This is a genomic window from Streptomyces rectiviolaceus (assembly GCF_039533825.1).
Taxonomy (GTDB): domain Bacteria; phylum Actinomycetota; class Actinomycetes; order Streptomycetales; family Streptomycetaceae; genus Streptomyces; species Streptomyces rectiviolaceus.
In genome coordinates, this window is sequence record NZ_BAAAUG010000025.1 from 1 (window position 1) to 14612 (window position 14612).

Consider the following 14612-nt stretch of genomic DNA (forward strand, 5'->3'; position numbering starts at 1 on the left):
ACCCTGCGGCGCACCGGCGGGAGCCGAGGCGCGACGGGTGGCACGACGGCGCGTGCGCGGGGCGGGAGCGGCTTCCTCAGCCGGTTCCGGCTCCGGAGCGACGGCCTCGGCGGGCTCTTCGGCGGCGGGGGTGGCCGGTATGGCCGGCACAGCGCCCTCGGTGCCTACGGTGCCCTCAGTGTCTGCGGTGGCGCCCACGGGCGGACCCGCGGGACGCGACGCCGCACGGCGCCTGCGGCGCGGCGGCAGGGTGTCGCTGGGTGTGTTGTTGTCCGAGCCCTCAGTGGGTTCGTTCGGCTCAAGCATGCGGGCGGTTCTCCCGTCACGCTCCCGGGCGCCGCGCCTGGTCCGGTGATGTCCGCGGCCCTCGCTCACCTACGCGGGGCCGCCATCCGGGGGCGTGGGCGCCGCACGGGAGCTCTATGTGTCTGTCTCGCCGGTTCCGTACGCCCAAATGCGGACGGCCTGGCGAAAGTCTCGGTCAGTGCGCTGCCCGACCCAGGTGGCTCCCGAGTACAAGGGCGGCGCTACGACGCTCATCCCTACGCGGGACCTTCCGTCGCCGGCACCTTCGCGGCGGCTGCGTCGACCCCTTGGTTCTCAAGTGGGGCCGTGGCTGCCTCGCGGTCGGGCGCGAGCGGGTCGGTCACCGTGCCGGTCTCGTCGTCAAGAAGCCCCTGCGCCAGCCTGGTCACCGCTGCGGCGACCGGCGGCGCCAGGTCGGCCACAGCTCGAAGACCGGACAGGACGTCGTCGGGTCGTACGGCAGGTGTCACGTGCCGAACAACCAGCCGCAGTATCGCACAGGGCTGGTCGGTCGGCCTATCAGCGTCGTGACTGATCGCCTCGTCGGAGGCGATCGTCTCAAGACTCACGACGGCCTCGCGGGCGTCGAAGGTCCGCATGCCGTTCTTCGCGCGGCGCTGGACCTCGACGGTCTCCGCGGCCCGGAAGGCCTCGGCGGCACGCTCGGCGTCCGCGGGCTCCACGCCGGTCAGGCGCAGCTCCCAGATGGACCCGGTGAGCCGGTCGGCGAGTCCCGAGGTGCGGGACTCGACGGCGTCCACGATGTCGAGGCCGGTGGGCATCGACTCGTTGAGCAGCTCGCGCAGCTTGTCGGGGTCACGCGGCTCGGTGAGCGCGATCTCCAGGTACTCGGCCTCACTGCCCGTGCCGGTGGGTGCGGCATTGGCGTACGACACCTTCGGGTGCGGAGTGAACCCCGCCGAGTACGCCATGGGCACGTCGGCGCGGCGCAGCGCCCGCTCGAAAGCGCGCTGGAAGTCACGGTGGCTGGTGAACCGGAGGCGGCCGCGCTTGGTGTAGCGCAGTCGGATGCGCTGCACCGCGGGAGCGGGCGGCGGGCCTTCGGGCTGTCGCTTGCCCAGTGTTCTAGTCCTTCGTGAGTGCGGTCGTACTGCTACCTAGAGTACGTGTCCCGGGCGTGTCCGGTTCCCGCCGGGCCACGGGCACCGGCGCGGGCTCCATCGGGACCGCCCCCACGGGGGCCCGTTCCTTCGGCGCCCCGAACAGCATGCGCCGTACGTCGGCACGCGCGTCCCGCATGCTCTGGCGGGCCGCGGCGATGGCCTGCCGGGTGGCGCGGCCCGCGTCCTTCACGGCCCGGGCGGCGGGCCGCCAGACCCCGTCACGCACCGCGTGCCCCACGGGAGTGAGGACCGTGCGGTAGACCCAGCGCACCGGGTCGACGAAGAGCCACCGCAGGAGCCGCCCGAGGAAGCGGCCCACGGCAAGCGACACATACCCGGCGATACGCCAGGCGTGTCCGAACGCGGCACCGATCTCGCGTACGACGACTGCGATCCCGCGCCCGATCGGCGCGAGCACCCAGCGCCACAGGGCGACGGCGGGCACGACGAAGATCCAGCGGCCCAAGGTGCCGAGCACCGTCCCGATCCCCCGCAGCAGCCAGCTGACCCCGGCCCCGATCCCCCTCAGCAGCCAGGCGATGGCATGCCCGATGGGGGTGAGCACGGACGTGTAAAGCCACACGGCGGGCACGACGACCAGCACGCGCCCGAGCCAGGCGAGACCCTGGCCCACGGGCACGAGCACATACCGCCAAAGCCCCACCCACGGCCACACGAACACCGCCTTGAGCAGCCACACCAGAGCGGCGCCGATGCCGCGCCCGGCCACCGAGGCTCCGGCCGCGATGCCCCGCGCCAGCCAGGTGATCGCGTGGCCGATCGGCGTCAGCACGGAGGTGTAGAGCCACACGGCGGGGACCACGACGAGCGTCCGCCCCAGCCACCCGACGCCGCGCCCAACTCCCCTGCACAGCCAGGCGATGCCGTGCCCGATCGGCGTGAGCACGGACGTGTAAAGCCACACGGCGGGCACGACGACCAGCACGCGCCCGAGCCAGGCGAGGCCCTGGCCCACGGGCACGAGCACATACCGCCACAGCCCCACCCACGGCCACACGAACACCGCCTTGAGCAGCCACCCCAGAGCGGCGCCGAGCGCACGCCCCACGGGCCGCAGCCCCCGGAAGTACAGAAAGCGGCCGCACACGGCGAGCGCGTCCCACACCAGGCGTACCGGCACGACGAGGACGAGCACCACGATCCGCACCGGAATGCGGATCGCGACGGCGAGACAGCCCTCGGCCTGCGGCTGTGGATGTGGCTGCGGCGGTGGTGCGGTGAGCGGCTGCTCCGGCTCGTGCTTGTGCAGCGGAGGCCGCTTTTCCAGGTCCATGTCGTCCTAGACGCGTCAGTGGCGGGTGCTGGTTCGGTCAGGCGCCGGTCGGGATCCAGTAACGCAGCTTTCCGCCGCGTTCGTCCTCGAAGGCGCCGCCCGCGGCCTCGATCACCTTGCGCGAACCGGTGTTGTCGGTGTCGCAGGTGACCAGGACCGATACGAGGCCCAGCGCACGGGCGTACGGCAGGGAGCCGATCAGCATCGCCGTGGCGTGGCCGCGTCTGCGAGCGGTGGGGCGTACGTCGTAGCCGATGTGGCCGCCGTACTCACGCAGGAAGCGCGTGTTGACGTTGTGCCGGATGGCGATGCGGCCGAAGTAGTCGGCGCCGTCCGCGTACCAGAGGGTCGTCACGGGGACGGAGAGCGGCTCGGCCGGATACGTGGCGGCGCGGACCTCGGCGACGTAGCGCTCGAAGACCACCGGGTCGTGCCACTTGTCGCCGTAGTCGCGCAGGGTGCGGCCGAGCGTCGTGTCGTCGTCGTCGCCGCCTCGCCCCTCGGCGCGAAACTCCTCCATCGCTGCGATGAAGGAGAGATGCACGAGGCCGGTGGGCAGGGCGAGTTGGGGGCCCGCCCCGTCCACCGGCTCGCGCCGCGTCACTTACTTCACTACCGACAGAGGAAGGAGCTTCTTGCCGGTCGGGCCGATCTGGATCTCGGTCTGCATCTGCGGGCAGACGCCGCAGTCGAAGCACGGGGTCCAGCGGCAGTCCTCGACCTCGGTCTCGTCGAGCGAGTCCTGCCAGTCGTCCCAGAGCCAGTCCTTGTCGAGACCGGAGTCCAGGTGGTCCCAGGGCAGGACCTCCTCGTACGTGCGCTCACGCGTCGTGTACCAGTCGACGTCCACACCGAAGTCGGGCAGCGTCTTCTCGGCGCAGGCCATCCAGCGGTCGTAGCTGAAGTGCTCGCGCCAGCCGTCGAATCGGCCGCCGTCCTCGTACACGGCGCGGATGACCGAGCCGATGCGGCGGTCACCGCGCGAGAGCAGGCCCTCGACGATGCCGGGCTTGCCGTCGTGGTAGCGGAAGCCGATGGAGCGGCCGTACTTCTTGTCGCCGCGGATCTTGTCGCGCAGCTTCGCGAGGCGGGCGTCCGTCTCCTCGGACGACAGCTGCGGGGCCCACTGGAAGGGCGTGTGCGGCTTGGGCACGAAGCCGCCGATGGAGACAGTGCAGCGGATGTCGTTGCCCGCGACCTCGCGGCCCTTGGCGATGACGTTCGCCGCCATGTCCGCGATCTGCAGGACGTCCTCGTCGGTCTCGGTGGGCAGGCCGAGCATGAAGTACAGCTTGACCTGGCGCCAGCCGTTGCCGTACGCGGTCGCGACGGTGCGGATCAGGTCCTCTTCGGAGACCATCTTGTTGATGACCTTCCGCATCCGCTCGCTGCCGCCCTCGGGGGCGAACGTCAGACCCGACCGACGGCCGTTCCTCGTCAGCTCGTTCGCGAGGTCGATGTTGAAGGCGTCGACGCGGGTCGAGGGCAGGGAGAGGCCGATCTTGTCTTCCTCGTACCGGTCCGCGAGGCCCTTGGCTACGTCCGCGATCTCCGTGTGGTCCGCGGAGGAGAGGGAGAGCAGGCCGACCTCTTCGAAGCCGGTCGCCTTGAGGCCCTTCTCCACCATGTCGCCGATGCCGGTGATGCTTCGCTCCCGCACGGGACGCGTGATCATGCCGGCCTGGCAGAAGCGGCAGCCGCGGGTGCAGCCGCGGAAGATCTCGACGGACATGCGCTCGTGGACGGTCTCCGCGAGCGGCACGAGGGGCTGCTTGGGGTAGGGCCACTCGTCCAGGTCCATGACGGTGTGCTTGGACACGCGCCACGGGACACCGGACTTGTTCGGTACGACGCGGCCGATCCGCCCGTCCGGGAGGTACTCGACGTCGTAGAACCCGGGGACGTACACCGAACCGGTCCGCGCGAGCCGGAAGAGGACTTCCTCGCGGCCGCCGGGGCGGCCCTCGGCCTTCCACTCGCGGATGATCGCCGTCATGTCGAGCACGGCCTGCTCGCCGTCGCCGATGACCGCGCAGTCGATGAACTCCGCGATCGGCTCGGGGTTGAAGGCCGCGTGGCCTCCGGCGAGGACGATCGGGTCGTCGATCGTGCGGTCCTTGGACTCCAGCGGGATGCCCGCGAGGTCCAGGGCGGTGAGCATGTTCGTGTAGCCGAGCTCGGTGGAGAAGCTGAGCCCGAACACGTCGAAGGCGCCGACGGGGCGGTGGCTGTCCACGGTGAACTGCGGGACCTTGTGCTCCCGCATCAGCTCTTCGAGGTCGGGCCAGACGCTGTACGTGCGCTCGGCGAGGACGCCCTCGCGCTCGTTCAGTACCTCGTAGAGGATCATGACGCCCTGGTTGGGCAGCCCGACCTCGTACGCGTCGGGGTACATGAGCGCCCAGCGGACGTCACACGCGTCCCAGTCCTTGACGGTGGAATTGAGCTCTCCGCCGACGTACTGAATGGGCTTCTGGACGTGCGGGAGAAGCGCTTCCAGGCGTGGGAAGACGGACTCGACAGGCATCACAGCGTCTTTCGGCAGGGTTCTCATGGGCTGGCAGGGGTGACCATCAAGCGTACCCCGGCACTCAGCCGCCCAGAGCCGCCCGCAGTTTCCCCTTGGACGCCTTGGCCCACACCTCCGGCAGCTCCCGCTCACGGTCCGCCGCTGCCGCCTCCTCCTCGCCGTACAGGAGTCCCCAGGTGAAGGCGGTCTCGCCCGCCGCGTGGGCCTGGATCGCCAGGTGCCGCAGCGCGTCACGGGCGACGACGCTGTCCTGGTGGTCGCCGAGCACGCCCTGGACGGCCTTCATCCGCTTGGCGAATCGCTTGGCGGGCTTGCCGAGCGCGGGTGTCGCCGCCTCGCCCGCGTACCGGGCGCGCTTGGCGGCCTTGCGGGCCTCGTGCATGGCCACGTCCCGCTGCTCGCCCGGGGCCAGTTCGAGGGCGTGCTCGACGCGGGTCGCGAGGCGGCCGTAGTCCTTGAGCATGGCCTTGGGGAGCGCCTTGGCCACGGGCGCGGCGGCCGCCGGGCGCAGCGGGGGGTCGGCGAGCAGGGCGTCCACGGACTCCAGGAGCGCGAGGTAGCGCTTTCCGTCGAGCACGGCGACGGTCCTGCGCCGGGATCCGCTGCGGCGGGCGACGGACCAGATGCGCAGTCGTCCGCGGACGGGGCCCAGGAGCAGGGTGCGCGGCACGGCGGCGATGTGGGAGGTCAGCCGCTCGGTCAGAACCTCCTGGTCGCGGTCGACGCCCAGCTCACCCGCGAGCCACTTCAGCTCGTCGCCGACCGGGTCGGTGACGGTGCGGTCCAGGATCTTGCGGAACGACTTGAAGGCGCTGCGCATCCGCCGCGTGGCGACCCGCATCTGGTGCACGGAGTCCGGCAGGTCGCGGCGGACGTCGGAGTCGAGGGCGACGAGCGCGTCGCGCTGGGTGCGGAGGTAGGCCAGGATGTGGTCGCCCGCGGTCCCTTCCCCGTCGCCGACGGCCTCCTTCACGGCCTGCGCCACGGCCTGGCTCTTGCCCGCCTTCTCGTCGGCCTTGGCGGTCTTGTTGCCCTTGTTGCCCTTGTTGCCCTTCCCGGTCCTGGCCGGGATCTCCTGGGGCACGCTCTGCTGGAGCTCCGTCTCCGCCAGCGCCCTGCTCAGCTTCGAGGCCGCCGCGGAGCGCCGCACGCCCGCCTTCTTCAGCTTCTTCTCGACCTTGTCGAGCAGCGCGGGGTCGCCGTCGTCCGCCAGTTCCACCTCGACCTCGGACCACTCCGCCGTGGCGGCGTCCCCGGTGAGCCGCTCGGCCCGTACCCCGTCGATGCTGACCTCGGCAAGCAGGGCGCCCCGCGCGTCGACGAGGTGGCGCAGCTCCCGGGCGGACAGCAGGCGGACGACGGGGATCAGTTCGGCGCCGCGTACGCGCGAGCGCACGAGGGCGAGCAGCGAGCGGGGTACGTCGTCCGAGAGCGGCGCGTGGATCTCGTCCCGCACCCCCTCCGCGAGCGCCACCGGCAGCTTCAGGTGCCAGCCCGCGTCGTCGCCGCCGGTGCGGTGGCGCAAGGTGACGGAGGAGGCGGCCAGACGCTGGTCGGAGGTGTCCCAGTAGGTGGCGTCCAGTTCGACGACGCCTTTGTGGACGACGTCCGCGATCCCGGCGACACCGGTGAGGTCAGGCAGCTCCACGTCCGCCCCGACGTCGTACTTCCGCTCGATCTCCCGCTTCGTCTCCGCCATGAACCGAATCTAGACGGGATCCGGGGCGCTGGGCAGTCCCCCAGACGCCCCGGGGGCGTGGCTAGGCCGACATCGGACGCTGCACCTTGATCGACTGGAGCAGGCCGACGGCCACCCAGACCGCGAACATCGATGACCCTCCGTACGAGACGAAGGGCAGTGGCAGTCCGGCCACCGGCATGATGCCGAGCGTCATCCCGATGTTCTCGAAGGACTGGAAGGCGAACCAGGCGATGATCCCGGCCGCGACGATCGTGCCGTACAGCTCGGTCGTCTCGCGCGCGATGCGGCAGGCCCGCCAGAGCAGGATGCCGAGCAGGACCAGGATGAGCCCCGCGCCCGCGAAGCCGAGCTCCTCGCCCGCGACGGTGAACACGAAGTCCGTCTGCTGCTCGGGCACGAACTGCCCTGTGGTCTGCGAGCCCTTGAAGAGGCCGGTGCCCGACAGACCGCCGGAACCGATCGCGATGCGCGCCTGGTTGGTGTTGTAGCCGACGCCCGCCGGGTCGAGCGCGGGGTTGGCGAAGGCCGCGAAGCGGGCGATCTGGTAGTCGTCGAGGATGCCGAGCTGCCAGACGGCGATCGCGCCGGCCGCGCCCGTGCCGAGGAGTCCGAAGACCCAGCGGTTGGAGGCACCCGATGCGAGCAGCACGCCGAGCACGATCATCGCCATCACCATGACCGACCCGAGGTCGGGCATGAGGAGCACGATCAGTATCGGTACGGCGGCCAGGCCGAGGGCCTGCAGGACCGTGCGGTGGTCGGGGTGGGCCCGGTCGCCCGCGTCCACCCGTGCCGCGAGCAGCATCGCCATGCCCAGGATGATCGTGATCTTCACGAACTCGGACGGCTGCAGCGAGAAGCCGCCGCCGATCACGATCCACGCGTGCGCGCCGTTGATCGTCGCGCCGAGCGGGGTGAGGACGAGCAGGACGAGGAAGACGGAGATGCCGTAGAGGATCGGCACGGCCGTGCGCAGCGTCCGGTGGCCCAGCCACACCGTGCCCGCCATCAGGGCGATGCCGATGCCGGTGTTCAGGACGTGCTTGAACAGGAAGGAGTACGGGTCGTCGCCGACCAGCTCGGTGCGGTTGCGTGTCGCCGAGTAGACGAGCGCGGAGCCGATCGCGGAGAGCGCGAGCGCCGCGAGCAGTATCGGCCAGTCCATCCTGCGCACCAGCGAGTCGCGGGCGAACAGGCGGGCCGACATCGACGAGCGCTCGGGCCCATACCCGGAGACGGAGAAGCCATTGTTCCCGGCCACTAGTCGCGCCTCCCGTTGGCGGGAGCGCCCGCCAGTTCCTGCTGCTCCTGCGGCGGCTTGGGGGCCTCGGGCTTGAACGGCTTGATCTTCGGGGAGTCGATCGAGCCGTCGGTCTCGATCTTCGGCAGGTTCTTCTCCGGCTCGGGCAGCAGGGCCTTCTTGAGGTCCTGCTTGCCGCTGTCATCCAGGCCGTAGATACCGTCGTAGATCTTGCGGACAGCGGGTCCCGAGGCTCCGGAACCCGTACCGCCCTGGGAGATCGTCATCACGATCGAGTAGTCCTTGGTGTACGTCGCGAACCACGAGGTGGTCTGCTTGCCGTGGACCTCCGCCGTACCCGTCTTGGCGTGCATCGGGATCTTGTCCTGCGGCCAGCCGCCGAAGCGCCAGGCGGCCGTTCCCTTGGTCGCCACGTCGGCGAGCGCACCGTCTATGTCGGCGCGCGTCTTCTCGTTCATCGGCAGCTTGCCGTGCGACTTGGGCTTGAGCTCCTGGACCTGCTTGCCGTCGGCGCTGATGATCGCCTTGCCGACGGTGGGGTCGTAGAGGGTGCCGCCGTTGGCGATGGCGGAGTAGATCGTCGCCATCTGTATCGGGGTGACGAGGGTGTCGCCCTGTCCGATGGAGTAGTTGACGGAGTCACCGGCGCGCATCTTCATGCCTTCGAGGCAGTTCTCGTACGCGATCTGCTCGACGTAGTCGCCGCCCTTCTTGCCCTGCTTGCACCAGCCGTCCTTGTTGGCCTTCCAGTAGTCCTTCTTCCACTGGCGGTCCGGGACGCGGCCTGTGACCTCGTTCGGCAGGTCGATGCCGGTCTCCTTGCCGAGGCCGAACTGGTGGGCCGTCCTGTAGAACCAGTCCTTGGCGTCCTTCTTCGGCTTGTTGCCGCCGTCCTTGGCCCACTGGTCGTGCGAGAGCTTGTAGAAGACGGTGTCGCAGGAGACCTCGAGGGCCTGGCCGAGGGTGATGCTGCCGTGGCCCTGGGACTCGAAGTTCTTGAAGGTCTGGCCGCCGATGGAGTACGAGCTGGGGCAGGGGTAGCGCCCGTTGAAGTCGTAGCCCGCGTTGACGGCCGCGGTGGTCGGGATGACCTTGAAGATCGAGCCGGGGGCCGCCTGGCCCTGGATGGCGCGGTTCAGGAGCGGGTAGTTGGACTTCTTGCCGGTGAGCTGCGAGTAGTCCTTGCCGGAGATTCCGCCGACCCAGGCGTTCGGGTCGTAGTTCGGGTTGGACGCCATGGAGACGATGCGTCCGGTCTTGTTCTCCATGACGACGACGGCGCCCGCGTCGGCCTTGTAGTTCTCGTTGGTGTTCTTGTCGAACTCCTGGCGCGCCTTCTTCATCGCGTCGTTCAGCCAGTACTCGGACAGCGCCTGCACGCGCGCGTCGATGCTGGTGACGACGTTCGCGCCGGGCTCGGCCGGGTCGTCCTTGGCCTTGCCGATGACGCGGCCGAGGTTGTCGACCTCGTAGCGGGTGACGCCCGCCTTGCCGCGCAGCTGCGCGTCGTAGGTCCGCTCGAGGCCGGAGCGGCCGACCTGGTCGGAGCGGAGGAACGGCGAGTCGGTGTGCTCGGCCTTGGTGATCTCCTCGTCGGTGACTGGCGAGAGGTAGCCGAGCACCTGCGCGGTGTTGGACTTGCCGGGCGCGGGATAGCGGCGTACGGCGGTGGGCTCGGCGGTGATGCCAGGGAAGTCCTCGGCGCGTTCGCGGATCTGGAGGGCCTGCTTGGGCGAGGCCTCGTCCGTGATCGGGATCGGCTGGTAGGGCGAGCCGTTCCAGCAGGGCTGCGGCGTCTTGGAGTCGCAGAGCCGGACCTTGTCGGAGACTTCCTTGGCCGTCATGCCGAGGACGTCGGCGAGCTTGGCGAGGGCCGCCTTGCCGTCGTCCTTCATCTTCATCAGGTCCGTGCGGGACGCGGAGACGACCAGACGGGTCTCGTTGTCGGCGATCGGCACGCCGCGGGCGTCGAGAATCGAGCCGCGCACGGCGGGGTCGACGACCTGCTGGACGTGGTTGCCGGAGGCCTCCTCGGCGTACTCCTCACCGTTGCGGATCTGGAGGTACCAGAGTCGGCCGCCGAGGGTGAGGAGGAGGGAGAGTACGAGGATCTGGATGACGATGAGGCGGATCTGAACCCGTGGGGTCCGCCCGGTCTCGGGGATGTTGGTCACTGTTTTCTCCCCCTCTCAGTGTGTGTACGAGTAGTACGTGTACACGACCGGCCTGTGTGCCCGGCCGGTCGTGTACGAGGCCAACTGCGCTGCGGTCACAGGCGCTTGACCCCCTTGATGCGTCCGGCGCGCGCGACGCGGGCCTTGGCCGCCTTCATCCGCAGGCCGCCGCGCTGGTTGCCGATGCGCAGGCCGGTGCCGGAGGACAGCCAGCCGGACGCGACGTCCGTGGCCTTGTTGGCGGGAGAGGTCTCCCCCAGTGGGTCGTTCTCGGCTCTGCGGGCGAGCGCGATGATCAGCGGCACCGTGAACGGCGCGAGCAGCAGGTCGTACAGGGCAGCCGTGAAGAGGAGCCCGCCCAGGCCCACATGGCGGGCGGCGGTGTCCCCGACGAGGGCGCCCACGCCCGCGTACAGCAGCGTCGACCCGATGGCGGCGCCGACGACCACGACGAGCGGCCCGGTGGCGGACCTGAGCCGTCCGGTCTCCGGCTTGGCAAGGCCCGCGAGGTAGCCGACGACGCACAGGACCAGGGCGTAGCGCCCGGCCGCGTGGTCGGCCGGTGGTGCCAGGTCCGCGAGCAGTCCGGCGCCGAAGCCGACGAGGGCGCCGCCGACGTGGCCGTAGACCAGGGCGAGGCCGAGCACCGTGAGCAGCACCAGGTCCGGTACCGCGCCCGGCAGTTGCAGCCTGGCCAGGACGCTGACCTGGATGACCAGGGCGACGATGACCAGGGTGGTGGAGAGCAGGATTCGGTTGAAGCGCATGGGGTCCGGTGCTCCTACTGCTCGTCGTTGCCGTTGTCGACGCCGTCGGCCGGGGGCTGTCCTGACGGGGTGGCCGTCACGGTCACCGTCGGGGTCGGCTTCGGCTTGGCGGGCTTCTTCGGCAGTACCGTGTCGCGCGGGTCCTCGCGGGGCGCTTCGACGACGACGCCGACGATGTCCAGCTTGGTGAAGCCGACGTACGGCTTGATGTAGATGTTGCGCGTCAGGTCACCGCCCGAGGGGTCGACGCGGACGACCTGGCCGACCGGCACGCCCGGCACGAACGGCTTGTCCTTCTGCGAGCCGAAGGTGACCAGGCGGTCGCCCTTCTTGATCTTCGCCTTGCCGTTGAGCATCTGTACCGAGAGCGGGCGGTCGCCCTGTCCGGTGGCGAAGCCGAGCTCGTCGGTCCTCTCCATGCGGGTGCCGACGGTGAAGTCGGGGTCGTTGGCGAGCAGGACGGTCGCGGTGCTCGGGCCGACCGTGGTGACGCGGCCGACCAGGCCGTCGCCGTTCAGGACGGTCATGTCGCGCTTTAGTCCGTCGTTGGCGCCCGCGTCGATCGTGACGGTCCAGGAGAAGCCCTGGGCCGCTCCTATGCCGATGACCTCGGCGCCCTTGATGCCGTACTGACCGGCACCGGCGCTCTTGAGCATGCTGTCCAGCTGTCTGACCCGGCTGCGGTTGCGGTCGTCGCTGCCGAGCTTCGCCTTCAACGCGGCGTTCTGCCGCGTGAGTTCGGCGATCCGGTCATGCCGGTCGCCGGAGTCCCGTACCGCGCCGATGGCGTTGCCGATCGGGTCGACGGCGGACGACACGCCGTTCTCGACCGGGCCGAAGACCGTGGCGGCGGCCCGGCGGGCACCGTCGACCGGCGAGTCCTCGCCACCACGGATGTCCACCGTGATCAAAGCGAACGCGATGGCGATCAGCAGCACCAGGAGCAGCCGGCTCTCTCGTGTGTCCCTCACGTGCGGCGGCCGTGCCTTCCTCAGTTGGAAATCCTTGGAATTCTGAGCAACTGTGCGTATGTAGGAGCAAATCTAAACAATCCGATTCCGCGGCGTCTGCGGACGCCGCGGAATTGTTATGCCTTGCCCTTGTTGTGCGTTGTCTTCTGAGCCCTCTATATCAATGATCCGCCGCACGAGGTGACAGGCACTCGTACGGCGGACACCCTTTCAGCGGGTTCGCGCCACCCTCAGCGGCGCGGTGACGCGTCGAGCACTTGCTGGAGCGCCTCGAACTCCTCGACACACTTGCCGGAGCCGAGCGCCACGCTGTCCAGCGGGTCCTCGGCGATGTGGATCGGCATGCCCGTCTCACGACGAAGGCGCTCGTCGAGGCCGCGCAGCAGGGCGCCGCCTCCTGTGAGAACGATGCCGCGGTCCATCACGTCACCGGAGAGCTCCGGCGGGCACTTGTCGAGGGTCGTCTTGACCGCGTCCACGATCGCGTTGACCGGCTCCTCGATGGCCTTGCGGACCTCGGCGGCGGAGATGACGACGGTCTTGGGCAGCCCGGAGACCAGGTCCCTGCCGCGGATCTCGGTGTGCTCGTCGGCGTCCATGTCGTACGCCGAACCGATGGTGATCTTGATCTGCTCGGCCGTGCGCTCGCCGAGGAGGAGGGAGTACTCCTTCTTGATGTGCTGGATGATCGCGTTGTCCAGCTCGTCGCCCGCGACACGGATCGACTGTGCCGTGACGATTCCGCCGAGCGAGATGACGGCGACCTCGGTGGTGCCACCGCCGATGTCGACGACCATGTTGCCCGTGGCCTCGTGGACCGGCAGGCCGGAACCGATGGCCGCGGCCATGGGCTCCTCGATGATGTGCACCTGGCGGGCGCCGGCCTGCGAGGAGGCCTCGATGACGGCGCGGCGCTCGACTCCGGTGATACCGGAGGGCACACAGACGACCACACGCGGGCGGGCGAGGTACCGCCGCTTGTGGATCTTCAGGATGAAGTAGCGGAGCATTCGCTCGGTGATCTCGAAGTCGGCGATGACGCCGTCCTTCAGCGGTCGCACGGCAACGATGTTGCCCGGCGTGCGACCGATCATCTTCTTGGCTTCGGCGCCGACAGCGAGGATGCCACCGGTGTTGGTGTTGATCGCGACCACGGACGGTTCGTTGAGAACGATCCCGCGACCCCTGACGTACACCAGCGTGTTGGCGGTCCCGAGGTCGACAGCCATGTCACGGCCGATGAACGACATGTTGTTCCCCATGAGGATGCGTCTGGCCTTCCCTGGAGCTTCTGATGGCTTTTTAGGTAGGCGAGGTGGGTGCTGTGTGGCGTGGAGGCTTCCATCGTAGTCTCGCCTGCACGAACACGGCGCTAGGGTCTTCGCCATTGTCAGCAGATGATGCGCCGCCTCGCTCTTGGAGACGTGCCATCGGAGGCACGGGTTCCCCCAATTGGGGCGCATATGCCAAGGGGCGGCCGGTTTTCTCGGCCACCCCTGGTCAGGGCCGTGCCCTGCTGACTAGGTGTCAGAAGTCTTTACGGAACTCTTTACGCGCGTCTCTGCATGCGGACGTCAGACGACACCCGGGAAGAAGATCTTCAGCTCGCGCTCGGCGGACTCCTCGGAGTCCGACGCGTGGATCAGGTTCTCCCGGACGATGGTGCCGAAGTCGCCACGGATGGAGCCGGGCGCGGCGGCGATCGGGTCGGTCGGACCCGCCAGGGCGCGCACGCCCTCGATGACGCGCTCGCCCTCGACGACCAGCGCGACGACCGGACCGGAGGACATGAAGTCGACCAGCGGCTCGTAGAAGGGCTTGCCCTTGTGCTCGCCGTAGTGCTGCTCCAGCGTCTCCTGGTCGAGCGAGCGCAGCTCGAGCGCGGAGATCGTCCAGCCCGCCTTGCGCTCGATACGGCCGATGATCTCGCCGATCAGGCCACGACGGACGGTGTCGGGCTTGAGCAGGACGAGAGTGCGCTGGGTCATGTGCGGCTCCAAGCAGTTTTTCTACGAGCGTGTGGGTTGCCCGGCACGATACCGGCACCCACTACACCGCGTTACCTCCGGCCCCGGAAGCCCGCCTGGCCGGATGCCCGGCCAGGCCAGGCCTGCCTAGGCCCCGGCCCCGGCGTCGGCCTCCGCCTGCGCCTGCGCCTGCGCCGCGAACCTGGCCTTCGCCTCGTCGATCTTCTGGCCGAAGTGGATCGAGGCCCACCACAGCGCGGCGAACACCGCCCCCATGAAGAACATGACCGGCACGACGAAGCCGCTCGCGATGAGCGCGATCTGCAGCGCCCAGCCCAACTGCACCCCGCCGGGCCTGGTGATCATTCCGCACAGCAGGACGCAGAACAGCATCGCGATGCCGCTGACCGTCCAGACCGTGCTCATCGACAGGTCTGGGTCCTTCATGGCGACAAGACCGGCGAAGCCGATGACGAAGAACTCGCCGATCAGTGTCGAAGCACAGAGCGTACGCAC

At 69.5% G+C, this 14612-nt stretch carries 13 protein-coding genes; all 13 read right to left on the reverse strand.

Annotated features, from left to right (window positions below):
- A partial coding sequence (locus ABD378_RS08625; protein WP_344519927.1) for a hypothetical protein occupies positions 1 to 306 on the reverse strand: 306 nt, incomplete at its 3' end.
- A 236-nt stretch (positions 307 to 542) separates the two neighbouring features.
- The gene (locus ABD378_RS08630; RefSeq protein ID WP_344519929.1) at positions 543 to 1346 is read right to left on the reverse strand and encodes a TIGR03936 family radical SAM-associated protein; all 804 of its coding nucleotides are present in this window, start codon (positions 1344 to 1346) and stop codon (positions 543 to 545) included.
- Between the two features lie 46 nt (positions 1347 to 1392).
- Positions 1393 to 2724 (reverse strand): hypothetical protein, encoded by a 1332-nt coding sequence (locus ABD378_RS08635; protein WP_344519930.1) that lies wholly within the window; start codon positions 2722 to 2724, stop codon positions 1393 to 1395.
- A 37-nt stretch (positions 2725 to 2761) separates the two neighbouring features.
- Positions 2762 to 3328: a GNAT family N-acetyltransferase gene (locus tag ABD378_RS08640; RefSeq protein ID WP_344519931.1), complete on the reverse strand. Its 567-nt coding sequence runs from the start codon at positions 3326 to 3328 to the stop codon at positions 2762 to 2764.
- A complete protein-coding gene (locus tag ABD378_RS08645) occupies positions 3329 to 5251 on the reverse strand; it encodes a TIGR03960 family B12-binding radical SAM protein (RefSeq protein WP_344519932.1) in 1923 nt (640 codons plus the stop codon). It abuts the gene before it with no gap.
- 64 nt (positions 5252 to 5315) lie between these two features.
- Complete coding sequence (locus ABD378_RS08650) at positions 5316 to 6953, reverse strand: CYTH and CHAD domain-containing protein (protein WP_344519933.1); 1638 nt, start codon at positions 6951 to 6953, stop codon at positions 5316 to 5318.
- A gap of 61 nt (positions 6954 to 7014) precedes the next feature.
- The gene (rodA, locus tag ABD378_RS08655) at positions 7015 to 8217 is read right to left on the reverse strand and encodes a rod shape-determining protein RodA (protein ID WP_344519934.1); all 1203 of its coding nucleotides are present in this window, start codon (positions 8215 to 8217) and stop codon (positions 7015 to 7017) included.
- Positions 8217 to 10391 (reverse strand): penicillin-binding protein 2, encoded by a 2175-nt coding sequence (gene mrdA / locus ABD378_RS08660; protein ID WP_344519936.1) that lies wholly within the window; start codon positions 10389 to 10391, stop codon positions 8217 to 8219. The genes rodA and mrdA overlap by 1 nt, the downstream gene beginning before the upstream one ends.
- Positions 10392 to 10486: 95 nt before the next feature.
- Entirely contained in the window at positions 10487 to 11158 is a 672-nt protein-coding gene (gene mreD / locus ABD378_RS08665) for a rod shape-determining protein MreD (RefSeq protein ID WP_344519937.1), read from the reverse strand.
- Between the two features lie 14 nt (positions 11159 to 11172).
- The gene (gene mreC, locus ABD378_RS08670) at positions 11173 to 12129 is read right to left on the reverse strand and encodes a rod shape-determining protein MreC (RefSeq protein ID WP_344519938.1); all 957 of its coding nucleotides are present in this window, start codon (positions 12127 to 12129) and stop codon (positions 11173 to 11175) included.
- Positions 12130 to 12359: 230 nt separating this feature from the next.
- Positions 12360 to 13379, reverse strand: coding sequence for a rod shape-determining protein (locus tag ABD378_RS08675; RefSeq protein ID WP_160505014.1), 1020 nt, complete (start codon positions 13377 to 13379; stop codon positions 12360 to 12362).
- Between the two features lie 324 nt (positions 13380 to 13703).
- A complete protein-coding gene (gene ndk / locus ABD378_RS08680) occupies positions 13704 to 14117 on the reverse strand; it encodes a nucleoside-diphosphate kinase (protein WP_160505015.1) in 414 nt (137 codons plus the stop codon).
- A gap of 126 nt (positions 14118 to 14243) precedes the next feature.
- The gene (locus tag ABD378_RS08685; protein ID WP_344519939.1) at positions 14244 to 14612 is read right to left on the reverse strand and encodes a DUF4233 domain-containing protein; all 369 of its coding nucleotides are present in this window, start codon (positions 14610 to 14612) and stop codon (positions 14244 to 14246) included.